This window comes from Acinetobacter sp. 24-47-64 (genome assembly GCF_057737055.1).
The window spans coordinates 2947416-2972799 of the sequence record NZ_CM173215.1 but is presented as its reverse complement, the minus strand read 5'-3'; the positions used below and the strand labels follow the sequence as shown (position 1 = coordinate 2972799).

Genomic DNA, 25384 nt, shown 5'->3' with positions numbered 1-25384 from the left:
AAATATGTCGATCAAAAAAGCGATTCTTCCTGTCGCAGGTCTTGGTACACGTTTTTTACCTGCGAGCAAATCGATTCCTAAGGAAATGGTCACTGTAGTTGACCGCCCTGCAATTGAATATGTAGTCAAAGAAGCAATTGCTGCGGGTATTGAACAAATTATTTTAGTCACACATTCTTCAAAAGCATCCATTGAAAACTACTTCGACCGTAGTTTTGAGCTGGAAACGACCTTAGAACAAAAAAAGAAATTTGATTTATTGAAAGAAATTACCGAAATTTTGCCCGCGCATGTGAGTGTGATCAGTGTGCGTCAGCCACAGCCTTTAGGTTTAGGGCATGCTGTGCTCTGTGCAAAAGATGTGGTAGGTAATGATGATTTTGCAGTGCTACTCCCTGATGTGTTAGTAAAAGATACAGCTGAAACCAATGACTTGAGTTTGATGATTCAGCGTTATAACGAATCAAAAGCATCACAAATTATGGTTGAAGCTGTCCCTGACCAGATGGTCGATCAATATGGGATTGTGGATGTTGCGGAGTCACCGCTTGAGGGGCAAAGTATCCAAATGCAAGGGATTGTAGAAAAACCTGCAGTGGGTACAGCACCATCGAACTTATCTGTGGTAGGACGTTATATTTTGCCTGCGAAAATCATGCAATTGCTTGAGCAAACACCCAAAGGTGCGGGCAATGAAATCCAACTCACCGATGCGATCGCGATGCTTCAACAAACAGACGTGGTAGAAGCCTATCGTATGAAAGGTCAAACCTTTGACTGTGGAAGCAAGTTTGGTTATTTAAAAGCGGTATTGCATTACGGTATGGATCACCCAAGTTTAGGTGAAGCTTTTAAAGTCATGATTAAAGACTTAAAACTTTAAAACGAGTATCACTATGAATATTGCAGTATTTGGTCAGACCTTGTATGCAGGGGTTATGGCAGCATTGTTAGCTGAATATGGTCATCAAGTCTTCTGGTGTGATCTTTTAAAAAAACCAGCATCGGAACAGGTATATGCTCAGGATCAATCTGTACAAGACTTGCTTGAAAAATTACATCAGACTGGTGCAATAAAATACTGCACATTTGCAGCGATTCCCCTTGATGTGGATGCCTATTTTTTTAGTTTTAATCCGACTGAGCAATTGCAAGGCATTGAAATACTCAAAGCCCTCAAACAACGCACAATCAGTCATCCTAAATTAATGATTAATGCATCCACATTGGGTTTACATGGAACTCAAAAATTTGCTGAACTGTTGCCTGAAGATGATTGGGTCTATGTACCAGATGTGATTCAAGAAGGAAATGCATTACGTAGCCTGACGCAAACATCACAACTGGTTGTTGGTTGTGAAAGTGATCGTGCTAAACGTGTATTACAAGAGTTATTGCGACCGCTCTTTCCACGTGAGCAACAATATCTATTTATGCCAGTGTTAGATGCGGAATTTACCAAGTTAAGCGTATCTGGCATGCTGGCGACCAGAATCAGTTATATCAATGATTTAGCTGTTGTTGCCGAGAAATTAGGTATCGATATCGAGCATGTACGCCAAGGCTTAGCGGCAGATAGTCGTATTGGTCCTTCTTATTTATATCCAGGTGCAGGGTTTGGTGGGGAAAATTTCTCGCATGATGTACAGACATTGGCCAGTACTGTTTCTGGTACTGGAACCAAAAGTCAACTTTTAGCACAAGTCTGGGAAATTAACGAACAGCAAAAGGAAATCCTCTTTCGAAAATTATGGAATCATTTTCAGGGGGATCTGAAAGACAGAGTCGTGGCGGTTTGGGGGGCTTCTTTTAAAGAAAATACGGCTCGTATTCAACAATCCCCGATTCATGCCATGTTAAAAGCTTTATGGGCACAAGGGGTGATCGTGAAACTTCATGATCCACAAGCCTTGAGCGAAATTGAAAAGGTATATGGTCAGCGCGATGATTTAATTTATTGCCAAGATCAATATGAAGCAGCGGATGATGCGCATGCACTTTGTATCCTCACCGCGTGGAAACAGTATTGGTGTCCAAACTATCAAATCCTTAAGAAAACCATGCAACATGCTTTAATTTTAGATGGTCGTAATATTTTAAATCCCGAATATGTGAAGTCGCAGGGCTTTGCTTATAAAGGAGTAGGGCGTTAATGGAACAGCCAAATCAGGAATGTAATTCAGTCGCTGTTGAACAAGCGCTTTCTAATCTCGAGCTTTTAAAAAAACAAATTGCACGTCAACATTTACGTGATTTTTTTCAGCAAGATTCTAATCGCTTTCAAAATTGTGCGATTCATTTCGAGCCACTCATTTTTGATTATAGTAAGCAGCGTGTTGATCGATCTGTGCTGGATGCCTTGGTCAATCTAGCTCAAAGCTGTGACTTATCGGGTTGGATTAAGCGCTTATTTTCTGAAGAGCGAATCAACTACACAGAAAGTCGAGCAGCCATGCATTGGGCATTACGTTTGCCGCAAGATCATGCTGAGCATTCACAGATCGCCAATCAAGTGCATCTGCAACTTGATCGTATGTATGCTTTGGTTGAGAAGATACATATGGGGCAGTATCGTGGTGCATCAGGTGAAGTGATTCAAGATGTTGTCAATATTGGGGTGGGTGGATCAGACCTAGGTCCATTGATGGTCAGCCATGCGCTCTCGGATTTTAAACAAACCACTCAAAAGCCATTGAATGTGCATTTTGTATCGACTATGGATGGAAGTCAGTTGTCTGACTTGCTGCATAAACTGCGTCCTGAAACCACGCTGTTTATTATTTCTTCCAAGTCATTTGGCACCATTGATACTTTATCCAATGCGCAAACGGCGCGCTTGTGGCTCGAAAAAGCATTGGGTGAAGAGCTTGCTATTCTAAAACACCATTTTATTGGGGTGTCAACCAAGCCTGAGAAAATGACCGAATGGGGAATTTCCCCTGAAAACCAGCTGTTGCTTTGGGATTGGGTGGGTGGTCGTTATTCACTGTGGTCATGTATTGGATTACCAATCGCATTAAGTATTGGCGTAGAGGGGTTCAAGCAACTGCTCGCAGGGGCCTATGCGATTGACCAACATTTTCAAAGCACCGCCTTTTCACATAATATTCCGGTGTTGATGGGATTGCTAGGAGTGTGGAATAGTAACTTTCTAGCAACGAAAACCCATGCAGTTTTACCCTACGATGGACGACTTAAATATTTTGCTGCGTATTTGCAACAATTGGAAATGGAGTCCAATGGTAAATCTGTACAACGCAATGGTGAGAAGACTACGTTAGATACCTGCCCGATTGTATGGGGTGAAGTCGGCCCCAATGCGCAACATGCTTTTTATCAGTTACTGCATCAGGGTACACAAGCGGTCAGCAGTGATTTTATAGCACCCATCAAACGTTATAATGGTGACCAATATACCTATGTGGATAATGCTGAGGCGCTTAAGCAACAGCATTATCTCGCATTATCCAATTGTTTGGCGCAGTCACGATTATTAGCCTTTGGGAATGATGCTTTAAATCCTCAAGAGCTTGAGGGTTTACCGCTCTATAAACAATATGAAGGTAATCAGCCCAGCACGACGATATTGATGGATGAGCTCAATCCTTATAGTTTGGGTATGTTGATTGCTTTGTATGAGCATAAAGTATTTGTGCAATCTGTCATTTGGAATATTAATCCTTTTGACCAATGGGGGGTTGAAAAGGGTAAAGAAATTGCCAATCAACTCTTGCCGATTCTAAATGGTGAACAAAGTGATTTGTCCAAGCTTGATGCGTCGACACAAGGTTTAATACAAATATTGATGGGAAAAGACAATGCCTAAAGTATTAGTGACGGGTGGTGCTGGTTATATTGGTTCGCATACCTGTGTTGAATTGCTCAATGCAGGGCACGAGGTTGTCGTATTGGATAACTTGTCCAATAGCTCACCAGAATCTTTAAATCGCGTTCAAGCTTTAACGTCTAAATTTTTAGATTTTGTCCAGGGTGATATTCTTGATCAAGCGATTTTGGATCAAATTTTCCAAGATCATCAGATTAATGCCGTGATTCATTTTGCTGGTTTAAAAGCGGTTGGGGAAAGTCAGCAAATCCCATTGAAGTATTTTGAGAATAATATTTCTGGTTCGATTAGTCTGTTTCAAGCGATGGAGCGTGCCCAAGTCTTTAATTTGGTGTTTAGTTCTTCTGCAACGGTTTATGGTGAGACAAATCCATCACCGTATCAGGAAAATATGCCGCTAAGTATGCCCAATAATAATTATGGCTATACCAAAATAGTGGTGGAGCAACTGTTAGTAAAGACAGCACGAGCCAATCCACTTTGGTCAATTGCTTTACTGCGTTATTTTAATCCTGTTGGCGCACATAAGAGTGGTCAAATTGGGGAAGATCCGCAAGGGATTCCGAATAATTTAATGCCTTTTGTTACACAGGTTGCAGTCGGGCGTCGTGACAAACTTTCGATTTTTGGTTCAGATTATCCGACTGCTGATGGTACATGTGAACGCGATTTTATTCATGTGGTCGATTTGGCCAAAGCGCATGTGCTAGCGATAGAAAATCGATTAAATGCTCAAGGATGTCGAGCATGGAATATTGGTACAGGTGTGCCAGTTTCTGTTTTAGAAGTAGTTAAAACTTTTGAGGCAGTGAATGGGGTTAAAATTCCATACGAGTTTGTAGAGAAAAGAGCAGGGGATTTACCTTGCTTTTATGCAGATAGTTCACGAGCATTTAACGAGCTGGGCTGGTCTGCACAATATAAGCTTGAAGATATGTTGGCAGATAGCTGGAATTGGCAAAAACAAAATCCAAACGGTTATCGTGAATAAAAAATGGAGCGTTTGAATCGCTCCATTTTTTTATGCGGTTTTAAGCTTGAATGAGTTGAGTGAGCTCATCGACATAAGCTTGCATCGGCTTCGGATTTTTGTCTTTACGGCTTTCAATATTTAAACGGAGTAAAGGCTCTGTATTTGAAGCACGTACATTTAAACGCCAAGCACCAAAATCTAAACTGACGCCATCCGTTTCATCAATTTTGGGTTTTTGGTCAGCAAAATGATCAAAGATGTTTTGAATGGTTTCTTTTGTATCCGCAACTTTAAAGTTAATCTCGCCAGAACATGGGAATTTTTCAATCATTTCCTCAACCAGAGCAGAGAGTGGTTTTGCTGTTTCAGAGACAACTGAGATTGCTAATAACCATGGAATCATGCCACTGTCACAATAGGCAAAATCACGGAAGTAGTGGTGTGCTGACATTTCACCGCCATACACTGCATTGTGTTCACGCATTTTATCTTTAATGAAAGAATGGCCTGATTTCGATTGCACAGCTTCGCCTTGATATTGTTCAACGATATCGAAGGTATTCCACACCAAACGCGGATCATGCACAATTTTTTCGCCTTTTTGTTTCAGTAAAAATGCTTGTGCTAAGAGACCGACAATGTAATACCCCTCAATGAATTGACCTTTTTCATCAAAAAGGAAACAACGGTCAAAGTCACCATCCCACGCGATGCCCATGTCAGCCTGATGTTGAAGTACAGCATCGGAGGTGCTTGCACGGTTTTCAACTAAGATGGGGTTGGGAATACCATTTGGAAAGTTGCCATCCGCTTCATGATGAATTTTGATAAATTCTACTGGAATATTCAGGGTTTTAAATTTTTCTTCGATCGCATCGATCACATGACCTGCTGCACCATTCCCCGCATTGACCACGAGTTTTAGTGGTTTGATTTTAGCAGGGTCAATATAGGTCATCAAATGATCAATAAATTCAGGCAAGATATTATAATGCTGAGTTGTACCTTTGATTTCGACTGCTTTGAACTGATTTTTTTCAGCAAGAAGTTGGATATCTTTTAAACCCGAGTCTGCACCAATCGGACGAGCATTTTCACGTACAAGCTTCATGCCGTTATAGTCCATCGGGTTATGGCTGGCTGTTATTTCGATCCCGCCTTGCACATCAAGATGGAATGCACCGAAATAAACTTCCTCAGTCCCCGTCATACCTAAATCTAAAACATCAATGCCGGCATCATTTAGACCACGAATGGTAGCTTGTTTTAGGTCTTCACTGGTTAAGCGAACATCACATCCAACCACTACTTTTTGAGGTTGATAAATTTCGCCATAAGCACGTCCAACACGGTATGCGATATCTTCATTGAGTTCTGTGCCCAATTTTCCGCGGATATCATAGGCTTTGAAACAGGTTAATTTTTCCATGTTAAGGTTCTAATCTATTGAGCAAATTGATGATGAAAATTATAGCGATTTTATGTAAGTACGGCATGGGTTGAGATGAAAAATTACAATTAAATTCAGTAAATTAATTTACGTTATGATGCTTATTGTTGGTTGTAAATCAAGCAGCGCTCATAAGTGGATGAATTTTTTTTGGAAAAAATGTAGTGAAACTTTATTGGATGTAAAAAATTGAATTTATAAAAATTTAATAATAAAAAAGCCCTGATATTGATCAGGGCTTTTTTGAATCTGGAGCGGGAAAGGAGACTCGAACTCCCGACCCCAACCTTGGCAAGGTTATGCTCTACCAACTGAGCTATTCCCGCGGAGTCTATCAATTTTTTAAGTGAAAAAACTGAATGAAAAAATTTTGAGCGGGAAAGGAGACTCGAACTCCCGACCCCAACCTTGGCAAGGTTATGCTCTACCAACTGAGCTATTCCCGCATGCCGTGTATAATACAGCATGAAAAATCAGGGTCAACAACTTTATAAAAAAATATCGTGTGATTGAATAAAATTAAAGCATTTCAATGTATTTCGCTTAATTTTTGATAGGTCTTAAGCTCAAGATTAAAGCGTAACTCTCCAATGGCGGTGTGTTTTATTTACTTTTTATTCTAAAACTTCACGGTATACTGCTGGCAACCAATGAATGCGTGTGGAATGTAAGCATGACTTTAGAGCAACAATTAATTGAACGTTTACAACAATTGTCTCCTGTGCACTTGGACGTGGTGAATGAGTCATCAGGTCATGGTGGCTATTTCCCTGGTAAAGAATCGCATTTTAAAGTCACTGTTGTAAGTGAAGTGTTTCAAGGCTTACGTTTAGTACAACGCCATCAAAAAGTATATGCACTGGCGGGTGACCTATTGAGTCCAGGAAAGATTCATGCTTTGGCGATTCATGCTTATGTGCCAACTGAATGGACTGGTCAAGCGCCAAATAGTCCTGAATGTGCACATGCACCGAAAGCTTAAATTTTAAAAGTAGGAGAGTGGCTGAAATGGATACACACTTAGTCATTAAAATCGTGCATATGTCGAGTTTGCTCTTGTTGATCATTGCTGTATTAGCACGTGCGACAACCTTATATTTTGGCGTCGAAAATCAACAACCCAATCCGAAAGGACGTAAGGCTTATGTTGCGCTTCAACATTTGGCATTTACTTTGGTCATTGGGACAGGCTTGATTTTATTGTTTTTGAATAATTTTCAAGTTCAGCCTTGGTTCTATGCCAAAGTGGTCTTAGTGATCGTAATGTTATCTTCATTAATTAAAGCATACCGCCAAGATGCGTCTGTACTGTTAATTCAACGTCGTGCGGGGGTACTGATTAGTTGTGTCGCATTTATGGCCATTATTGGCATTGTGATGATTAAGCCAACTTTCGGTTAATTGTTAGACACAATCGCTTAGGCTCTCACCCCTCTAGGTTAAACTTGATTCATAGAATGAATTGAGCCTAGAGGGAATGATGCGTACACGTGTGGTGTTTAATCAAAAAGGTGGCGTTGGTAAATCCAGTATTACAGTAAACTTGGCTGCACTGAGTGCACATCAGGGTTTTAAGACACTTGTCATTGACCTCGATCCTCAGGCCAATTCCAGTCAGTATCTATTGGGGGATGATGCGACTTATAATGCCGATAAACCTGCACTAGAACCCAATATTGAAAATTTTTTCGAAGATGTATTGGCGAATCAGTCGAGCAAAGGTTTGATTGGTCAAGCCATTGGAAATTTACTCAAAAATAAAAATAAAGGCTTAGAAGCCTATATACATCAGTCACCATTCCCATCTCTCGATGTTTTGCCTGCAAGTCCCTCGCTTAGTGCTTTAGAGCATAGCCTCGAATCCAAACATAAAATTTATAAGCTGCGTGATGCGATTCAGCATCTAGCAGGGACTTATGATCGGATCTATATCGATACACCGCCTGCATTTAATTTTTTTACTTTGTCGGCATTAATTGCAGCAGACCGAGTGTTGATTCCATTTGATTGTGATGTCTTTTCTAAGCGTGCTTTAAACACGTTGATCGAAAACATCATGGAAACCCAAGATGATCATAATGATCGCTTGGAAATTGAAGGTATCGTCGTTAACCAGTTTCAAGCGCAAGCAAAACTTCCTCGTGAAGTGGTACAGCAGCTCAGAGATGAGCAACTACCTGTGCTCAATGCGATGTTGCCACCGTCGGTATTGATGAAAGAGTCTCATCATAAAAATATGCCGTTAATCTATTTAAATACAGATCATAAATTGACGCAGGCCTACCAATCATTGTTCAATGAAATCGAGAATAAATAAGATTTGAGAAGAGTATGAACTCACGCGCGATGAAAATGGTCATGCAACTTGGTGCAGTCGGTACGGTTGCTGTATTGATGACTGCTTGTGCGACGACGGTTAAACCGAGTTATGTTTCCCCGACGCAATATCAAGCATTGAACTGTGTACAACTTGGTGCTGAATTCAATCGTATTCAACAATACATCAATAATGGTGTACAACCGCCTAAACGTACAGGTGTTGGCGTTGGTCTAGGTGTTGGTGGTGGCTGGGGCCGTGGCGGTTGGGGCTTTGGTCCTTCAGTTTCCGTCAATATGGGACAGTCATCGAATACTAAAAATACTGAATTGTCGCGATTATATGGTGAGCAAGATGCGATCTCACAAGCGGCAACATTTAAAAATTGTCCTTATGTTCCTAAGCGTCAACAGCAAGCTCACTAATTTAAAAGGGCTGTTCAATCTGAGCTTGAGCAGCTTTTTTTTAGCAAAATGTTTCAATGTAAATTTATTAAAATGAATATTTTATAAAATTATTAACTGAAAATAGACGTGACATTCATCATTTCTTCACTTTAAAAACTTGTCTTTAAATTCGTTTTTCGTTTAAGGTGTGCCTCCTCTAAATCTCTGATTTTAATCTATGGTAGAAAGTTGGCTTTATATTTTTGCAGTGTTCGCGGTATTACTTATTCCCGGTCCAACCAATGCATTATTGGCTAGCGCAGCACATCACCATGGTGTATTAAAAGCATTCTATTTCGTACCTCTTGAGTTACTGGGTTATATCTACGGCATTAGCATTTGGGCACTGTTGGTGCATTTAACCCTACCAATTTGGCCAATGCTGATTCATATCTTACATTTGGTGAGTGCAGTTTATGTGATTTGGATGGCTTTTCATTTATGGAAAGCTTCACACCTTAAGCAATTGAGCCAAAAAAACGTTCGAATGAGTCGCAGTCATCTTTTTAAATCGACACTGAAAAATCCAAAATCTATTTTGTTTGCAGTTGGTATTTTTCCAGCATGGACTTGGGATTCTTTTCAAAACTATTTTTTAGTTTTGGGTGTATTCACCTTATGTTTAATTCCATGTGCTTTATTTTGGATGTATTTTGGTCGTAAAGTCTTGGCAGGGAATCAGACGGTGGTCAGCGCAGATCGCTTATACAAAGGTTCTGCCATGTTACTTATGCTCAGTATGTTACCTGTCATTATTGGATTTTTCTAAGCCATTCAATATTTTGTAGTGATAAAAAAAGCAGATTCTTGGTGGGGAATCTGCTTTTTTTGACGTCTAAGATCATTACATCATTTCGGGATTTTTCTTTGGGAAAAACTTGTGGCGAATAAAGCCAATGATCCCCGGCAATACGCTCAGAATAATGATTCCGAAAATTAAATGGGTGAAATTATCTTTCACGATCGGCATATTACCGAACAAATAACCCAAAGTGATAAACGAAGAAATCCACAAGAAAGCACCAACGACATTATAAGTAATGAAGTATTTATAATTCATGCTTCCTGCACCAGCGACAAAGGGTGCAAATGTACGCGCGAAAGGAACAAAACGCGCAAAAATAATGGTTTTACCACCGTGTTTTTCGAAGAATTTTTGCGTATAAACCAAATGTTTTTTATTGATAAATCGAGATTCAATTTCAAAAACACGTGGTCCGATATATTTTCCAATATGATAATTTAAGGTATCACCCAATACTGCCGCAGTGAATAACAACACGCCCAAAAGCCACGGATCCATTGCACCTGTTGAGGCTGCTAAAGCACCTGCTGCAAACAGTAAACTGTCCCCGGGTAGAAAAGGCATGACCACCAAGCCCGTTTCTACGAAAATAATCAGGAATAAAATTCCGTAAATCCAAATGCCATAATTGGTAATAAATTCAAGTAGATGATCATCTACATGCAGAATAAAATCGATTAAATCCATGAGGGGTGAACTGAGCAAAAATGTGTTCAAATGCTAACAGCCAACGGCGCTGATGTCAGTAGTCAATTGGTTTAAATTATAGGTGAATGATTGTTCTGATTATGCAACGCTGATTCTTTATATTGATTATATATCCTAAAAATAAAAGCTACTAATCTAGAGTCATTACCAAAAACAAAACATAGATAGGTCAGCCCAATGTTTAATCCAAATCAAGTTATTCAAAAAATTGTTGCTCAACCCACAGTGCATGCAACTTTAACCCTCGTCGCACGTGTCCTTTTAGCATATATCTTTATTGTGGCGGGATGGGGCAAACTCGCAGGTTATAGCGCGACAGTTGGATATATGGAAGCGATGGGTGTGCCAGGTACATTATTGCCAATAACCATTTTGGTTGAACTGGGTGGAGGCTTAGCACTGTTGTTTGGGGTGCAAGCACGATTATTCGCAGCAGCTTTAGCTGGTTTCAGTTTAGTTACCGCATTTATTTTTCATGGTACGCCTGAAGATTCGATACATTTCATGAAAAACTTTGCTATGGCGGGTGGTCTAGTCTTCCTCGTATTGCATGGTGCAGGTCAATGGAGTGTTGATCAGCTTTTTGAAAAATAAATGACAAATAGGCAATGCAGGTGAAATGACAGAATTATTCGCCTGCTGCATCGTGATCTGAATGTAACTCCAAGGCTTATATGATCAGAGCAATCGACTGAAATTGTTGAATAAAAAGACAATATTTAATAATAATATATTGAAATATAGAGAGATTTGAATAGTGTGCGTAAGCTTAATAAAAATGATAGAATAGCGCGCTAATCCTTCGTTAGCCTTTCATAGTTGTTATCATGACTACCAATACTCAAATTACCGAAGATCGTATCCTGATTTTGGATTTCGGCTCTCAATATAGCCAATTGATCGCACGTCGTGTACGTGAATCAGGCGTATATTCTGAAATGTATGCTTTTGATATGTCGGAAGAGGACATCCGCGCATTTAATCCAAAAGGGATTATTCTTTCAGGTGGTCCTGAGAGTGTTCACGTTGAAGGCAGCCCACGTGCGCCAGAAGTTGTGTTTAACTTAGGCGTACCAGTATTGGGTATCTGTTACGGTTTACAAACGATGTCTGCTCAGTTGGGCGGTAAAGTTGAACCGGGTACAGTTCATGAGTTTGGCTATGCTGAAGTCGATATTAAGGTACGTGATGCTTTAATTGGCGATCTTGAAGATTCAGCAGACAAATTGAAAGTATGGATGAGTCATGGCGATAAAGTGACTCAAATTCCAGAAGGTTTCCAAATTACTGCAAGTACACCAAGCTGCCCAGTGGCAATGGTGTCTGACGAAGCTCGTCGTTTCTACGGTATCCAGTTCCACCCTGAAGTAACACATACTGCTAAAGGTAAAGAGTTACTTGAGAACTTTGTACAAAAGATCTGTGGTTGCCGTAGCCTATGGAATTCTGAAAACATCATTGATTTGCGCGTTGAACAATTACGTGAACAGATTGGTGATCAGAAGGTTCTTCTTGGTCTTTCAGGCGGTGTAGATTCATCTGTTGTGGCTGCATTGCTTCACAAAGCAATTGGCGACCAGTTGACATGTGTATTCGTTGATAATGGTCTTCTTCGTTTAAATGAAGGGGATCAAGTGATGGAAATGTTTGCGAAAAACATGGGTATCCGTGTGATTCGTGCTGATGCTGAACAACGTTTCCTTGACGCTTTGGCAGGTGAAGTTGATCCTGAAGCAAAACGTAAAATCATTGGTCGTGAGTTCATCGAAGTATTTGCTGAAGAAGCACGTAAGCTTGATGGCGTAAACTTCCTTGCGCAAGGTACGATTTATCCTGATGTGATTGAATCTGCTGCAAGCAAACAAGGTAAAGCACATGTGATTAAATCACACCATAATGTGGGTGGTTTACCGGAAGATCTCGCTTTTGAATTGGTTGAGCCAATTCGTGATTTATTTAAAGATGAAGTACGCCGTTTGGGTACGACTTTAGGTCTTCCATTTGAGATGCTTTATCGTCATCCATTCCCAGGACCAGGTCTTGGTGTTCGTATCTTGGGTGAAGTGAAGAAAGAGTATGCTGACATTCTTCGTTTAGCCGATGACATCTTCATGCAAGAACTTCGTGCAAGTGGTTGGTATGACAAAACTGCACAAGCATTCGCTGTATTCCAACCAGTAAAATCTGTGGGTGTAGTCGGTGATGGTCGTCGTTATGCATGGGTGATTGCACTTCGTGCGGTTGAAACGGTTGACTTTATGACGGCTCGTTTCGCACATCTCCCTTATGATCTTGTTGATAAAATCTCTACTCGTATCATGAACGAGATTGCAGAAGTTTCACGTGTTGTTTATGACGTATCGTCTAAACCACCAGCTACGATTGAATGGGAGTAATTTAGGGCTTTCAAGAAACAACGTTTCTTGCCTAAATTACGCCAAGAGCTATGCTCGCGGCAGTGAGGGATTTCGGACAGCATGGCTGTCCGCTTGAATTACCTCAAGCGCTGCGTGAGCGGCAGTATCTGAATCAAGACATACCCCAATAAAAAAGGACGCTTAGGCGTCCTTTCTATTTATTATTTAAAATTTAATTTAGAAGAATGCTATGTTTGAAGAATTAGTCAAAATACGTAAAGCATAGGAAGTCATTAGCCCAAATAACGTTGTTTTAAGAAATTTCCCAAACTCTTGTTGTGCCAATGCAAGCCATTTGATTGCTACTTACTTAGAATCTAAAGGATAAGGTGAATTTCAATATATTTTAGGAAAAAATATAAAGGAAACAGAAAGTCATGCTTGGCTTTTAAATGTAAGAAGTAGATATATAGTTGATCTAACAGCAGATCAATTTGGATTGGATAAAATTATTTATACATTAGAGCATGAGTATCCTTTATCGCAGTTATTTCCAAAACAATTAAATCAAGGGCGGGCAAGTATTCTATTTTTAATACATACAAAACTCTAATTGTCCTACCTATAGTATTCAGCGTATTAAGTCTAAGGTGGTTCAATTTGCATGACCTTGTTAATATCTATAACAAAGATAGCCATTTGCCAAACTTTTAGGATAACAACATGACCAATAATACTTATACCGAATTGTCTCATTCAGAAGACTGTGAAAAGCACGCCAACCAATTTATTCAGGAATTTCCACTGCGCCGTGCAGAAATTGGTCAAGGGACAGTGATCAAACGCGCTTTACCAAGTCGCCATAAGCGTATGATTGGCGCATGGTGCTTCTTAGATCATGCAGGTCCTGTGACATTTGAAGCTGGACAAGGTCTAGATGTGGGACCACATCCACACATTGGTCTACAAACCTTTACTTGGATGATTGAAGGGACCATGTTGCATAGCGATAGCTTAGGTACAACAGATCAGCTGATTCAGCCCAAGCAAGTTAACCTCATGACAGCAGGTCGAGGTATTTCACATACTGAAGTCGCGCCAGCGAATGAAACAAAAATGCATGCTGCCCAACTTTGGATTGCATTGCCTGATGACAAACTTACCATCGATCCAGCTTTTAATCACTATCCTGAATTACCCGTGGTTAATCAGTCAGGTATCGAATTTACGGTATTGGTCGGTGAGTATCTAAATACAGTATCACCAGTCAAAGTACATACTGAGCTTTTGGGTGTTGATTTATTTGCGCAAGCAGCCACAAAAGCACGTTTACCTTTAAATCCAAAGTTTGAATATGGATTTATGGCGCTTGAAGGTACAGCAACTATTAATGGTCATCATTTAGATGAAGACAATATGGTGATTTTAGAGCCAGGGCTAGAATATGTGGAAGTAGAAATCCATGACAATAGTCGTGTACTGCTTTTGGGCGGTGAGCCATTTGAGTCACCAATTTTATTATGGTGGAATTTCGTTGGACGTACGCAAGAAGAAATCAAAATTGCACGTGATCAATGGATAGCAGAAGATCCACGTTTTGGGTCAATTCCATCATACCAAGGCGAGCGTTTGAAAGCTCCGATATTGCCTGATAGCATGCGTCCATCTAAATAATAAGACAAAGAAGGAAAATAAAATGGCAACGATCGCAAATGCAAAGGTCACCACACTACCTGAAAAATGGGGAGGTGAAATTCAATCTGGTCAGCACACATTTCTCACCGATAAACCTGAATCATTCCAAGGTTTAGATCGTGGGCCTGCACCGTATGATTTTATTTGTTCAGGATTAATTTCCTGCACAATGATTACATTACGAATGTATGCAGAGCATAAAGGACTGGATTTGGGCGAATTCAGTGTCGAGGCAGATTTTAAAGCCAATAAAGAAGGGCAGGAATGGATTGAGCGTCGTTTAAGTTTTAAAACTAACTTGGATGAAGCGCTACAAGAAAAAATTTTAAATGTGTGCCAAAAAACACCCGTCACTAAAACATTGCTCAGAAGTGTCGAAATTAAAACAACAATTGTTTAAATATAGACAACTTAATAGGCATCAACATTCTGTATTTTTGTAATTTATAGCTAAAAAGAAGACATTTTGTGTAAAGCAGGATGTCTTTTTTTTATTCAAAATGGCTATATAGAGATAGATAAAATTAGGTGGTCTTATGCTGACATTACATCATTTAGAAAAATCACGTTCTTCAAGAATTATTTGGGCGCTAGAAGAGTTGGGTGCTGAATACCAAATTCAACATTATAAAAGATTGCCAACTTACGCCGCTCCACCAGAATTGAAGAAGGTTCATCCTTTGGGGAAATCACCAGTGATTACTGATGATAATTTAGTGATCGCAGAATCGGCGGTGATTTTAGACTATCTGGCAGATCGCTATGATACTCAGCATCAATTTAAACCCCAGTCACAGCCGGAGTTAACACAATATCAGTATTGGATGCATTACGCTGAAGGCTCATTAATGCCACTTTTAGTGATGACCTTAGTTCTCTCGTTTGTACCTTCTAAAGTACCTTTTGTGATTCGACCAATAGCCAATAAAATTATTGATGGGGTGACTGATGGATTTATACAACCGCGTCTCGCTGAACATATTGAATTTTTAGAACAGCATTTGGCGCAACATGAATTTTTTATATCTCAGTTTTCATTTGCAGATATCCAAATGAGTTTTCCCTTAATCGCGATGGATGAGCGCTTAAATGGAAAATATCCGAACATTCATGCGTATGTAAAACGCATAAAACAAAGATCTGCTTATCAGCGAGCGGTCATCAAGGGGGGTGATTAAGATGGCAGATCAGGCAGTGAAATTAATCTTCCTGCCCGGAGCATCTGGCAGTACTGCATTTTGGAAACCTGTTCAATCACATTTTGAATCTGAGTACGACACGCACATCATTGCTTATCCCAGTTTTGGTGAATATCCTGATCATCCACATGTAAATTCAATGTCAGATTTACAAGATTATGTATTTGATCATCTTCAGCGCCCAAGTATTCTGATCGCTCAATCTATGGGTGGGGTCATTGCTGTTCAAGCGGCGTTGAGGTATCCAAAATTGATTCAAGGTTTGGTGTTGGTCGCTACGTCAGGTGGCGTTGATTTAACACCATTTCATGTTAAAGATTGGCGTGCAGAATATCAAAATGAATATGAAGTGCCGCACTGGTTTATTGATGATGAAACCAAATTAGATGAACGGCTTGCTGAAATTGAATGTCCTGTACTATTAATCTGGGGCGGAGATGATGACATTAGTCCTGTCGCAGTAGGTGAGTATTTAAATCACGCTTTTAAGTATTCAGAGCTGAATGTGATCCCGAACGGACAACATGATTTAGCTAAAGTTTATGCGTCAGAGTGTATTTCTTTTATCCAACGCTACTTAGCAAAATTTTAGGTTTGCTCTAGACTAAAAAAGGATGCTAATCGCATCCTTTTTTATGATTATCGTTTTACAACGATTGAATCAATACCGCTGTGTTGTAGGGTTTGCTGAGCGATAACAGCTGCTTCTTGAGAGTCATAAGGTCCAGAGACAACACGATACCAAGTTTGTCCGCCTTCTGTGGTTTTAATGACATCTGCAGATAAGCCGTTGAGAATAATTTCAGCACGACGTGCATCAGCACTGTCTGGATCTGGATAACTTCTGACTTGTAAAAGGTAGCTACTCGCCACGGGTTGAGGTTCTGCATTTTCAATCAGTTCACCCTCGGTTGTTGTAGCATCAGTAACCACAGGTGCTTCCACGATGACAGGTGCGGTGTTCACTTGCTGATTTTCAGGTACAGCTTGATCGGGGATTGGAGTCACTTGTTGTTGAGGCAATAAATCGTAGAAGCGATAATCTTTATTCGTATCTTCTTGATAATGTTCAGATTGAATATCATTGCTTTTTGGTTGGACTGGCGCCCACGGTTTCCATAGCATTAAGGCTACGGCAAAACTCAGTACAATTAAAATCAGAACAAGCATACCTAACCATTTTGGTATTAATGGTTGTTTAGGTTTGTTAGGTCTTTCTGATACACCACGCTGCGTTTTTCCAAACACTTGGAAACCTCTCTTATTTTAAGATCATGCAATGGAAAATTGGATTACCATCACATGGAATTTTTATCTCATTTTTTTCAATAATAAAAGTCTAAAGAGGTGAATCTTTTAAAAAGATTCACCTTCGATGACTTACATACTTTCAGGTGCAGAAACGCCTAAAAGCTCTAAACCATTTTTCAAGACTTGACGAACATTTACCGATAACAACAAACGTGCTTGGGTTAGATCAGCATCATCACCGAGTACTTTATTTTCGTTGTACCAACCATGGAACAATGCTGCAAGTTCTTTTAAGTAGTTACCTACTTGATGCGGTTCATGGCTGTTTGCAGCACGTGCAATAATTTCAGGGTAGGCTGCAAGTTTTGCTAAGATTTCAGTTTCAGCTTCTAATTCAAGCTTTGCGGCAAAACCACGCGCAGTGGTCGCATCGAAGTTGATGTTCAAGCTGCTTGCTTTTTCTAGCATACGACAAATACGTGCATGAGCATATTGAATGTAATACACCGCATTGTCTTTACTTTGAGAAACCGCGAGATCCAGATCAAAGTCGATGTGCTGTTCAGACTTACGCATGACATAGTAGAAGCGAGCAGCGTCGTTGCCGACTTCTTTACGTAGATCACGCAATGTGACAAATTGACCTGAACGAGATGACATTTGAACCATCTCACCACCGCGCCATAGGCTGACGAATTGTACTAATAACACAGTCAGTTTTTTTGAGTCATATCCCATCGCATCAATCGCTGCTTTTACGCGTGCGATATAACCGTGGTGGTCTGAACCCCAAATATCAATAATGTCAGTATAACCACGTTGAAGTTTATTCAGATGGTAAGCAATGTCAGAAGCGAAGTAAGTGGTTTGACCATTACGACGTTTTACAACACGGTCTTTTTCATCACCAAATTCTGTTGATTTGAACCAAATGTTGCCATCTTTCTCATAGAGGAAGCCGCGTTGATCAAGTGTTTGTAATGCTTCTTCAATTTTTTCAGTCAATGATGCTTCACTGAACCATTGGTTGAAAGTCACACCAAATTCACCAAGATCATCTTTGATATCATCAAGAATTGCTTTTAACGCAGCTTGATGAAAAACGCGATAACCTTCACCTATTAACGTCTGCGAGTTAAAAATTAGACCATCAATGTGTTTTTCTTTATCGCCAGAAATTACAACCTTGTTACCTTCGGCATCAAGTTCTTCAGCATACTGCACATCTTCTGGCACATCTTTATAAACATCAGCTACAGGGCGAACATATGCATCGCCGTCTTGATCAATAATACTTTGTGCAATTTCTTTAACGTAATCGCCTTGGTAAGCATTTTTAGGGAATACTAATGTTTGACCAGTTAACTCAAGGTAACGTAGATAAGTAGACGTCGCTAAAATGTCCATTTGACGACCAGCGTCATTCACATAGTATTCACGATCGACTGTAGCACCAGTTGCTTCAAGTAAATTCGCAACCGTCATGCCATATGCTGCGCCACGACCGTGACCCACATGTAAGCTTGATGTCGGGTTCGCAGAGACAAACTCAACTTGGATTTTTTTCGTAGCATTTACTTGTGTACGACCAAAATCATTAGCTTGTGCCTGAATAGCATCAAGAACAGCAAAACGTTGGTCTGCATTCAAGAAAAAGTTGATAAAACCAGGACCAGCGATTTCCGCTTTACTGATATCCGCAACTTCTGGCAGTGCAGCAAGAATTTTTTCTGCTAAATCACGAGGCTTCATACCTGCAGCTTTAGACGCGATCATTGCGATATTCGAAGCGAAGTCACCATGGCTTCGGTCTTTGGTTCGCGTTAAGTTTCCGCTGTTGTTAAAGTCAGATGGGAGGACCCCTTCAGCTTGAAGAGATTGCACTGCATGATCGAGAGCTGCTTGTATTGCCGTATTCATAATTTATCGAAAAATTAATGTCGCAGAAAAACGACAAATATAGCAAATTTAGCGCTCATTAGCGAAGCAGATTTGCGTTGAATAAAACTTATCCGACATAAAAAATAATAAAATCAGTTTTTTTAATCACTATGCGCTATTTGCAGAATTAACGATGATGAAATTAATCTTTTACATCTAATGCATATCGATGATTGAATTGAGCCTGATTGTCTTTATCTCATTTAATGTGAATTTAAATAGAAATCAGGCAATTTTATGATTCGAAATTAAGCCATACACGTGACAGGCTTATTCAGTAATTCTGCTTTACCATTTTGGAAAGTGTATAACTTAGATGCATGGAAGATTTTAATGGTTTTTGCCTTTTGAGCAGCAGTTTGAAATGTCGCTAAATTTTTTTGATTCGCCAAACTAAAAGGATTTCCGTAATTCTTATTGTCGAGTAGTACTTGGATCGTTCCAACTTCAGGCTGAAGACTATTTAAAATTTCCGAACCTTCCACATTTTGTATGCTGAGACTTGGTTTTTGGACACTATTCTTACAATTTAAACGCAGGAACAGCATGTGACCATCAACTGCTTTGTTTTGTAAGTCATAAATTCCTTGAAGGTCATTTTCGATATATACCCACTGACCAATCGGCATATTTTGTTTAAGTTTCTCAATTTGCTCGAGTGTGGTTTTACTAATATCGACAATGCCTTTTTTATCAATTTCAGGGGTTTTATCAGCGCGGGCTAAGCCCACCATTGAAAGTGCTTTATCACCGACCTTTGAGGTCGTGTCGGTGATGGTTTGACAACCCGTCACATTTAGCAATGAAATAATAGTCAATGGCAAAATGGCAATTTTAGCTGTAATTTTCATGTGGATCTAATAATGAAGTAAAAATACGATTGAATCCGATATTAGCTGAATCGTTCAGATTAGTTTGCAAAAAAAAGTTAATAAGCATGAATAATACATTTGAAATGTGATAGTTTTATCTATTTCTCTATCAATAGAATGATGGATTGAAGTTATAAAATTTAAAAATACTGCCAATATTATTATCAATTTTATAAATATACATTTGTCTTCATTTCGGCTTAAGCTATTTCTTAAATAAATGGTAAAAATGAAATGAAAAGGGTCTGAATTTAGGCCTGATCCATGAGATTAGAGATGACAACTGAACACACTGAAGTGAAACACCCTCTTTATACCCCTTATGCTGGCTTTACTTTGCTTGAACTACCTCTCCTTAATAAAGGCTCTGCGTTCACTGAGGAGGAGCGAGCAAGTTTTAATCTCAATGGTTTACTACCTCATGTGATTGAAACGATTGAAGAGCAACACCAACGTTCATATCAACAATTTACGTCATTTCATGACGACATTAATAAGCATATTTATCTGAGAAATATACAAGACACCAATGAGACTTTGTTTTATCACCTCATAGAAAATCATTTATCAGAAATGATGCCGATTATTTATACCCCAACGGTAGGTGAGGCTTGCCAACGATTTTCTGATATTTACCGCCGTCATCGTGGTGTATTTATTTCATATCCTGATCGTGCCAACATTGACGATATTTTACAAAATGTGAATAAGAACAACGTCAAAGTCATTGTAATCACAGATGGTGAACGCATTCTTGGTTTAGGTGACCAAGGGATTGGTGGGATGGGAATTCCAATCGGAAAATTATCTCTCTATACCGCATGTGGTGGTATTAGCCCAGCTTATACATTACCCATTACATTGGATGTAGGAACCAATAATGCACAGTTGCTAAATGATCCAATTTATTTAGGTTGGAATCAGCCTCGTATTAGTGGCGATGAATACTATGACTTTGTGGATGACGTACTTCGTGCGATTAAACGCCGTTGGCCAAAAGCTTTGATTCAATTTGAAGATTTTGCTCAAAAAAATGCAATGCCATTGCTGGAAAAATATCGTAATCAATATTGTTGTTTTAATGATGATATTCAAGGCACTGCTGCTGTTGCAGTCGGTAGCTTAATCGCAGCAAGTCGAGCTGCAGGAAAACAATTACGTGACCAGAAAGTGGCATTCCTTGGTGCTGGTTCAGCGGGCTGTGGTATCGCTGAGCAAATCATTGCGCAAATGGTGGCTGAAGGTTTGAGTGATGCTGAGGCAAGATCACGAATTTATATGGTCGATCGTTTTGGATTATTGACCGATAATCAACCAAACCTTTTAGATTTTCAGCGTAAACTGGTTCAAAGTTCAGAAAATGTATCCGCGTGGGCTGATGCGGAAGGCATCATTTCATTGCTAGATGTTGTAAAAAATGCACACCCGACTGTGTTGATTGGTGTCTCTGGACAACCGGGTCTGTTCACTGAAGAAATTATTCGAACTATGGCATCCAATTGCGAGCATCCTATTGTATTGCCATTGTCGAATCCAACGTCGCGTGTAGAAGCCGTACCAGCAGATATTATTCAGTGGACGGACGGTCGCGCTTTGATTGCAACTGGTAGTCCATTTATGCCAGTTAATTATCAAGATAAGCTACACAATATTTCTCAGTGTAATAACTCTTATATTTTCCCAGGGATTGGCTTAGGGGTGATTGCTGTGCAGGCAACGCGTGTTACAGACAATATGCTGATGGCATCAAGTATGGCGTTAGCAGATTGCTCTCCAAAATTGCAAAACCCTGACGACGACTTACTTCCTGATCTTAATGATTTGCAGAAAGTCTCCCGAATCATCGCGTTTAAGGTTGCAAAAGCGGCAATTGAGGATGGTGTTGCTTTGCCATTGAGTGATGAGCTGATCGAAAAAAGTATTGAAGATAATTTCTGGAAGCCTGAATATCGCCGTTATAAGCGAATTCCATTTTAAAAAACTTGAATTTTCAATATAAATTCATTGGAAATAAATAGGAATCAATGCGTTGGTTCCTATTTTTTGTTTAGAATAATTACAATATTTAAAAGCAAGATTGAGCGGAATACGCTACAATTTTCAAAAATCATAATAATAGCTTTAATCATTCTATGCTCAATAATATCAATTCAATTATAGAAGGCTTGGGTCTTAGCCCGCAAAAGCGCGCCTTACATATTAAATTTTCTAATCCAATATTAGATAGCCAAGTTTTCATTCAACGAATTCAGGGTCAACACTTTATTAATCAAGGCTTAAAAGCTGAAGTATTATGCTTATCGACGAATGCGCATTTACAACTTAAGCAATTCATTGGTTGTTTAGTGGCTGTCGATCAAGTTACGGATCTTGGAAAATTAGCTCGGACTACTGGGATTGTGACAGGGGTGAGCCAAGGTCAAAGTGATGGAGCGTTGACCTTATATAAGTTGACTGTTGAAGATGCAACTTCACTTTGGCACAAACGCCGTAACAGTCGCGTATTTATGAACAAATCCGTGGTTGATATCACTGAGATTATTTTTAAAGAGTGGCAGACGAAAAGCGTGTTATTTAGTACCGCTTTGAGTCTGTCAACGGCGGGTTTAAAAGCATCATATGATATACGTCCATTTGTGATGCAAGCCAACGAATCAGACTATGATTTTCTAACACGCTTATGGCGGAGTGAAGGCATTAATTGGTTGATTGATGAGACAGATCAAACTGTGCCATTCTCAGCGAAAGAAATTCAATCACAAAAATTAAGGCTAATAGATGAAAATAGTCAGTACGAGCCTTTAGATCGACGCACGCTCAGATTCCATCGCAGTCATGCAACAGAACGTTTTGATACGATTACCAGCTTTATTGCTCAACGCTCAATACAATCTACAGCAATTCAGGTACAACGTTGGCAGGGCGATATACTTGCGCAAGATCAAGATGATTATCAACTCAGTGCTCATCAACATAGTGACCAGTTGGATAATGAAACCTTAAGTCTAGAACAAGCATGGACTGTGAGTCCTGCTTGGATTGCTGATTTAAAAGGTGAAGATCAAGCCACTCTATCAAACAATTCACAACTGCAAAAACTGAATACACAACTCAATCAATACCAAGATTTGCAGGCTAAATACTTTACTGCGGTGAGTAGCGTTCGAGATGCTAATGTTGGGTATTGGTTTGAATTTATGGGGCATCCAGAAATAGATCAACATCAAGGGGTAGATCGCCAATTTATTATTTTAGGAAAACATTTTTTTAATCAAAATAATTTACCTAAAGATTTAAATAATCAAATTGAAACATTAATTGATTTGAGTCGTTGGAAAAAGACAAAAACAGATGAGCGTTTATCTACAGAACTGAGTTTAGTGCGCCGAGCTATACCTATTGTTCCAGAATATGATCCATTGAAACATCGTCCAGTTGCTTATCCTCAACGGGCAAAAGTGGTTGGTCCTGAAGGTGAAACGATCTATGTGGATCAATGGGGACGTATTAAGGTTCGCTTCGTATTTACACGTAATGATGATCATCAACATGATGGTGGTGCAGGGTCGAATGATAATGATACAGACTCTGCATGGGTTGATGTTTTAACTTCTTGGGCTGGGGAGGGTTATGGATCAAGATTCCATCCACGTATAGGTGAAATTGTAGTCATTGATTTCTTTGATGGAAATGTCGATCGACCTTTCGTTGTTGGGCGTTTACATGAGGCTGAACGTCATCAAACTAAGTTTGATGTTAAGGGGCAGTTACCTGATACAAAAAAACTCAGCGGAATTCGCACGGCAGAAGTTGGTGGCTCTGGATTTAACCAACTCCGATTTGATGATACGACAGGACAAATTAGTACTCAGTTGCAAAGTAGTCATGCGGCAACTCAATTGAATCTGGGTAATTTGAGTCATCCTAAGGATAAGGAGAAAAGTGATGGACGTGGAGAAGGATTTGAGCTGAGAACTGATGCCTATGGTGCTGTTCGTGCAGGGAAAGGAATGCTCATTACGACTTATGCACAAGAAAAAGCAATTGCTGATCATCTTGAAGCTACACAGACTCAATCTCTGTTGAGTCAGAGTGAGCAGAGTATGAAAATGCTCAGTGAGATTGCAGTAAAACAACAATCGGATGCATTAAATGTAATTAGTAGATTACCTAAATTTATTCAATCATTAGAAATCAAAAGTAGTGCTCAAGCTTTGCAGTCTACAGTGAGTTTATTTAAAGAGGGAATAGCGAAGGATCCAGTAAATGCATTGAAAGATTGTGGTGGCTTTATTAAGGATATTGGTACTTTAGGTGGTAATGCTGCTGGTATTGTAGATGAGTTTAATAGTTACTTTGAGCATGCTCAAGAAGCGCTTGATAATCTCAAGGAATTTATTGATAACGTACAAGAATATGGTTCTGAGGCGATAAAGAGGAAATTTGAAAGTATTAAAAATGGGATTAAAGATAACCCATTTCAAGCACTTCAAGATGTGAGTAAAGCAATTTCGAGCGTTGACTTGAATGTGGAAGATCAACTGGTGTTATGCACTGGTTTTGGTGGTGCAAACAAAAAAGATGATATTAATCCAGTAAAAGCCTTAAGCACACTGACAGGTTTTATGGAGGGATATACTCAAGGATTAGAAAATAGTTCTGATCAAAAAAAACAAGAGCAAGGACGTTTATTTAGACAGGCACTCATGCTTTTGGCTTCACCGAATGGGATTGCATTAACAACGCCTGAGGACATTATTCTTCAAGCATCACAAGATATTGCGGAGAGTGCACAGGGTTCAATTAATTTAAGTGCGCAAAAAAACATTGTGGGGCATGCTCAAGACAAGATCAGTTTGTTTGCTGCACAGAAAGGATTTCGAGCGTTCGCAGCTAAGGGTAAAGTTGAATTACAAGCGCAAGATGATGCGATTGAAGCAATTGCACGTAAGGTGATTAAGCTTATTTCAACCGAAGATAAAATTGAAATTACCAGCCCTAAAGAAATTGTACTGACCGCAGGTGGCTCGCAACTCAAGATTAATGCTAGTGGAGTATTTAGCACGACGGGTGGAAAATTTGAGAGTAAGGCAGGGCAACATTTGTTTACGGGTGGGGCAACTGTAAATGCGCAATTACCTAAGATGCCTGAGAGTGGGATATTTAGTAGAAGATTTGATTTTAGTGAACTAATTTCAAAAGAACTTTTAAAGAATGGCTATAAATATAAAGTCGTTAATCATGATAAAAAGACAGAATATATAGGTTTTCTTGATGAAAATGCTCGCACAGAGAGAATCTTTAGTGAGAACCCTGATAATGTTGAAATAGTACTATTGGGTAAATCTGAGGATGAATCAGATAAGTTGCTTCTAATCGAGGAAGAATTTACTCAAGATAAAAGTGATAGTTCAGATGAAGCATGTTGTGGAGGGCATGATGAAGATGATCATGACTATCATGATGAAGAATTTAACGCTGAAAGTGATTTAGAAGCTGATTTCAACAGTTTTGGACTTTAAG

General features: G+C 39.5%; 22 protein-coding genes and 2 tRNA genes. 17 read left to right on the top strand and 7 right to left on the bottom strand.

The window, feature by feature from the left end:
• Positions 1-4 precede the first annotated feature (4 nt).
• From galU to galE, 4 genes are read left to right on the top strand one after another with little or no spacing between them, the layout of a single operon-like run.
• Positions 5-883, top strand: a complete 879-nt coding sequence (gene galU / locus AC1M85_RS14105) for a UTP--glucose-1-phosphate uridylyltransferase GalU (RefSeq protein WP_488213266.1) — start codon at positions 5-7, stop codon at positions 881-883.
• Positions 884-896: 13 nt separating this feature from the next.
• Complete coding sequence (locus AC1M85_RS14100; RefSeq protein WP_488213265.1) at positions 897-2153, top strand: nucleotide sugar dehydrogenase; 1257 nt, start codon at positions 897-899, stop codon at positions 2151-2153.
• Positions 2153-3826, top strand: a complete 1674-nt coding sequence (gene pgi / locus AC1M85_RS14095; RefSeq protein ID WP_488213264.1) for a glucose-6-phosphate isomerase — start codon at positions 2153-2155, stop codon at positions 3824-3826. The genes AC1M85_RS14100 and pgi overlap by 1 nt, the downstream gene beginning before the upstream one ends.
• Positions 3819-4838, top strand: coding sequence for a UDP-glucose 4-epimerase GalE (galE, locus tag AC1M85_RS14090; RefSeq protein ID WP_488213263.1), 1020 nt, complete (start codon positions 3819-3821; stop codon positions 4836-4838). The genes pgi and galE overlap by 8 nt, the downstream gene beginning before the upstream one ends.
• A 40-nt stretch (positions 4839-4878) precedes the next feature.
• On the opposite strand, the gene AC1M85_RS14085 is transcribed toward galE, so the two are convergent.
• The 3 genes from AC1M85_RS14085 to AC1M85_RS14075 all read right to left on the bottom strand — a co-directional run bounded on the left by AC1M85_RS14085 (position 4879) and on the right by AC1M85_RS14075 (position 6716).
• Complete coding sequence (locus tag AC1M85_RS14085) at positions 4879-6249, bottom strand: phosphohexomutase domain-containing protein (RefSeq protein ID WP_488213262.1); 1371 nt, start codon at positions 6247-6249, stop codon at positions 4879-4881.
• 271 nt (positions 6250-6520) lie between these two features.
• Positions 6521-6596: transfer RNA gene (locus AC1M85_RS14080), tRNA-Gly, on the bottom strand.
• Positions 6597-6643: 47 nt separating this feature from the next.
• A tRNA-Gly gene (locus tag AC1M85_RS14075) sits at positions 6644-6716 on the bottom strand.
• A gap of 227 nt (positions 6717-6943) precedes the next feature.
• On the opposite strand from AC1M85_RS14075, the gene AC1M85_RS14070 reads away from it, so the two are divergent.
• The 5 genes from AC1M85_RS14070 (at position 6944) to AC1M85_RS14050 (ending at position 9802) form a co-directional block, all read left to right on the top strand.
• Positions 6944-7252 carry a BolA family protein gene (locus tag AC1M85_RS14070; RefSeq protein ID WP_035268950.1) on the top strand — a complete coding sequence of 103 codons (309 nt, stop codon included), beginning with the start codon at positions 6944-6946 and terminating at the stop codon, positions 7250-7252.
• A 26-nt stretch (positions 7253-7278) separates the two neighbouring features.
• On the top strand, positions 7279-7671 hold the full coding sequence (locus tag AC1M85_RS14065) for a SirB2 family protein (RefSeq protein ID WP_180028969.1): 393 nt from the start codon (positions 7279-7281) through the stop codon (positions 7669-7671).
• Positions 7672-7750: 79 nt separating this feature from the next.
• Positions 7751-8587, top strand: coding sequence for a ParA family protein (locus tag AC1M85_RS14060; protein WP_488213887.1), 837 nt, complete (start codon positions 7751-7753; stop codon positions 8585-8587).
• Positions 8588-8622: 35 nt separating this feature from the next.
• Positions 8623-9012 carry a hypothetical protein gene (locus AC1M85_RS14055; protein ID WP_373683364.1) on the top strand — a complete coding sequence of 130 codons (390 nt, stop codon included), beginning with the start codon at positions 8623-8625 and terminating at the stop codon, positions 9010-9012.
• Between the two features lie 199 nt (positions 9013-9211).
• Positions 9212-9802 (top strand): LysE family translocator, encoded by a 591-nt coding sequence (locus AC1M85_RS14050; protein ID WP_481611093.1) that lies wholly within the window; start codon positions 9212-9214, stop codon positions 9800-9802.
• A 75-nt stretch (positions 9803-9877) separates the two neighbouring features.
• On the opposite strand, the gene AC1M85_RS14045 is transcribed toward AC1M85_RS14050, so the two are convergent.
• Positions 9878-10525, bottom strand: coding sequence for a DedA family protein (locus AC1M85_RS14045; RefSeq protein WP_035268957.1), 648 nt, complete (start codon positions 10523-10525; stop codon positions 9878-9880).
• Between the two features lie 198 nt (positions 10526-10723).
• Between AC1M85_RS14045 and AC1M85_RS14040 the strand changes: the two genes are divergently transcribed.
• The 6 genes from AC1M85_RS14040 (at position 10724) to AC1M85_RS14015 (ending at position 16389) form a co-directional block, all read left to right on the top strand.
• Positions 10724-11140, top strand: a complete 417-nt coding sequence (locus AC1M85_RS14040; protein ID WP_481596438.1) for a DoxX family protein — start codon at positions 10724-10726, stop codon at positions 11138-11140.
• 233 nt (positions 11141-11373) lie between these two features.
• Entirely contained in the window at positions 11374-12942 is a 1569-nt protein-coding gene (guaA, locus tag AC1M85_RS14035; protein ID WP_481589363.1) for a glutamine-hydrolyzing GMP synthase, read from the top strand.
• Between the two features lie 684 nt (positions 12943-13626).
• On the top strand, positions 13627-14577 hold the full coding sequence (locus AC1M85_RS14030) for a pirin family protein (protein ID WP_092767912.1): 951 nt from the start codon (positions 13627-13629) through the stop codon (positions 14575-14577).
• A gap of 22 nt (positions 14578-14599) precedes the next feature.
• On the top strand, positions 14600-14998 hold the full coding sequence (locus AC1M85_RS14025) for an OsmC family protein (protein WP_481592181.1): 399 nt from the start codon (positions 14600-14602) through the stop codon (positions 14996-14998).
• A gap of 136 nt (positions 14999-15134) precedes the next feature.
• A complete protein-coding gene (locus tag AC1M85_RS14020; protein WP_488213261.1) occupies positions 15135-15776 on the top strand; it encodes a glutathione S-transferase family protein in 642 nt (213 codons plus the stop codon).
• 1 nt (position 15777) lies between these two features.
• Positions 15778-16389 carry an alpha/beta fold hydrolase gene (locus AC1M85_RS14015; protein WP_218947423.1) on the top strand — a complete coding sequence of 204 codons (612 nt, stop codon included), beginning with the start codon at positions 15778-15780 and terminating at the stop codon, positions 16387-16389.
• 47 nt (positions 16390-16436) lie between these two features.
• Here AC1M85_RS14015 and AC1M85_RS14010 read toward each other — a convergent pair whose 3' ends face one another.
• The 3 genes from AC1M85_RS14010 to AC1M85_RS14000 form a co-directional block, all read right to left on the bottom strand.
• Positions 16437-17045, bottom strand: a complete 609-nt coding sequence (locus tag AC1M85_RS14010) for an SPOR domain-containing protein (protein WP_179999966.1) — start codon at positions 17043-17045, stop codon at positions 16437-16439.
• Positions 17046-17177: 132 nt separating this feature from the next.
• Positions 17178-18968, bottom strand: a complete 1791-nt coding sequence (gene argS, locus AC1M85_RS14005; RefSeq protein ID WP_488213260.1) for an arginine--tRNA ligase — start codon at positions 18966-18968, stop codon at positions 17178-17180.
• Positions 18969-19237: 269 nt separating this feature from the next.
• Complete coding sequence (locus tag AC1M85_RS14000; protein ID WP_488213259.1) at positions 19238-19840, bottom strand: hypothetical protein; 603 nt, start codon at positions 19838-19840, stop codon at positions 19238-19240.
• A 297-nt stretch (positions 19841-20137) separates the two neighbouring features.
• Between AC1M85_RS14000 and AC1M85_RS13995 the strand changes: the two genes are divergently transcribed.
• Positions 20138-21838, top strand: coding sequence for an NAD-dependent malic enzyme (locus AC1M85_RS13995; RefSeq protein WP_035268988.1), 1701 nt, complete (start codon positions 20138-20140; stop codon positions 21836-21838).
• A gap of 155 nt (positions 21839-21993) precedes the next feature.
• Positions 21994-25383, top strand: coding sequence for a type VI secretion system Vgr family protein (locus tag AC1M85_RS13990; RefSeq protein ID WP_488213258.1), 3390 nt, complete (start codon positions 21994-21996; stop codon positions 25381-25383).
• The last annotated feature ends 1 nt before the right edge of the window (position 25384 follow it).

Coding starts and splice junctions, on each gene's coding strand:
- AC1M85_RS14060 (WP_488213887.1), top strand. CDS start 7,751: ATGCGTACACGTGTGGTGTTTAATCAAAAAGGTGGCGTTGGTAAATCC.
- AC1M85_RS14100 (WP_488213265.1), top strand. CDS start 897: ATGAATATTGCAGTATTTGGTCAGACCTTGTATGCAGGGGTTATGGCA.
- AC1M85_RS14040 (WP_481596438.1), top strand. CDS start 10,724: ATGTTTAATCCAAATCAAGTTATTCAAAAAATTGTTGCTCAACCCACA.
- guaA (WP_481589363.1), top strand. CDS start 11,374: ATGACTACCAATACTCAAATTACCGAAGATCGTATCCTGATTTTGGAT.
- AC1M85_RS14045 (WP_035268957.1), bottom strand. CDS start 10,525: ATGGATTTAATCGATTTTATTCTGCATGTAGATGATCATCTACTTGAA.
- AC1M85_RS14015 (WP_218947423.1), top strand. CDS start 15,778: ATGGCAGATCAGGCAGTGAAATTAATCTTCCTGCCCGGAGCATCTGGC.
- AC1M85_RS14085 (WP_488213262.1), bottom strand. CDS start 6,249: ATGGAAAAATTAACCTGTTTCAAAGCCTATGATATCCGCGGAAAATTG.
- galE (WP_488213263.1), top strand. CDS start 3,819: ATGCCTAAAGTATTAGTGACGGGTGGTGCTGGTTATATTGGTTCGCAT.
- galU (WP_488213266.1), top strand. CDS start 5: ATGTCGATCAAAAAAGCGATTCTTCCTGTCGCAGGTCTTGGTACACGT.
- pgi (WP_488213264.1), top strand. CDS start 2,153: ATGGAACAGCCAAATCAGGAATGTAATTCAGTCGCTGTTGAACAAGCG.
- AC1M85_RS14030 (WP_092767912.1), top strand. CDS start 13,627: ATGACCAATAATACTTATACCGAATTGTCTCATTCAGAAGACTGTGAA.
- AC1M85_RS14050 (WP_481611093.1), top strand. CDS start 9,212: ATGGTAGAAAGTTGGCTTTATATTTTTGCAGTGTTCGCGGTATTACTT.
- AC1M85_RS14070 (WP_035268950.1), top strand. CDS start 6,944: ATGACTTTAGAGCAACAATTAATTGAACGTTTACAACAATTGTCTCCT.
- argS (WP_488213260.1), bottom strand. CDS start 18,968: ATGAATACGGCAATACAAGCAGCTCTCGATCATGCAGTGCAATCTCTT.
- AC1M85_RS13990 (WP_488213258.1), top strand. CDS start 21,994: ATGCTCAATAATATCAATTCAATTATAGAAGGCTTGGGTCTTAGCCCG.
- AC1M85_RS14065 (WP_180028969.1), top strand. CDS start 7,279: ATGGATACACACTTAGTCATTAAAATCGTGCATATGTCGAGTTTGCTC.
- AC1M85_RS14055 (WP_373683364.1), top strand. CDS start 8,623: ATGGTCATGCAACTTGGTGCAGTCGGTACGGTTGCTGTATTGATGACT.
- AC1M85_RS13995 (WP_035268988.1), top strand. CDS start 20,138: ATGACAACTGAACACACTGAAGTGAAACACCCTCTTTATACCCCTTAT.
- AC1M85_RS14025 (WP_481592181.1), top strand. CDS start 14,600: ATGGCAACGATCGCAAATGCAAAGGTCACCACACTACCTGAAAAATGG.
- AC1M85_RS14000 (WP_488213259.1), bottom strand. CDS start 19,840: ATGAAAATTACAGCTAAAATTGCCATTTTGCCATTGACTATTATTTCA.
- AC1M85_RS14020 (WP_488213261.1), top strand. CDS start 15,135: ATGCTGACATTACATCATTTAGAAAAATCACGTTCTTCAAGAATTATT.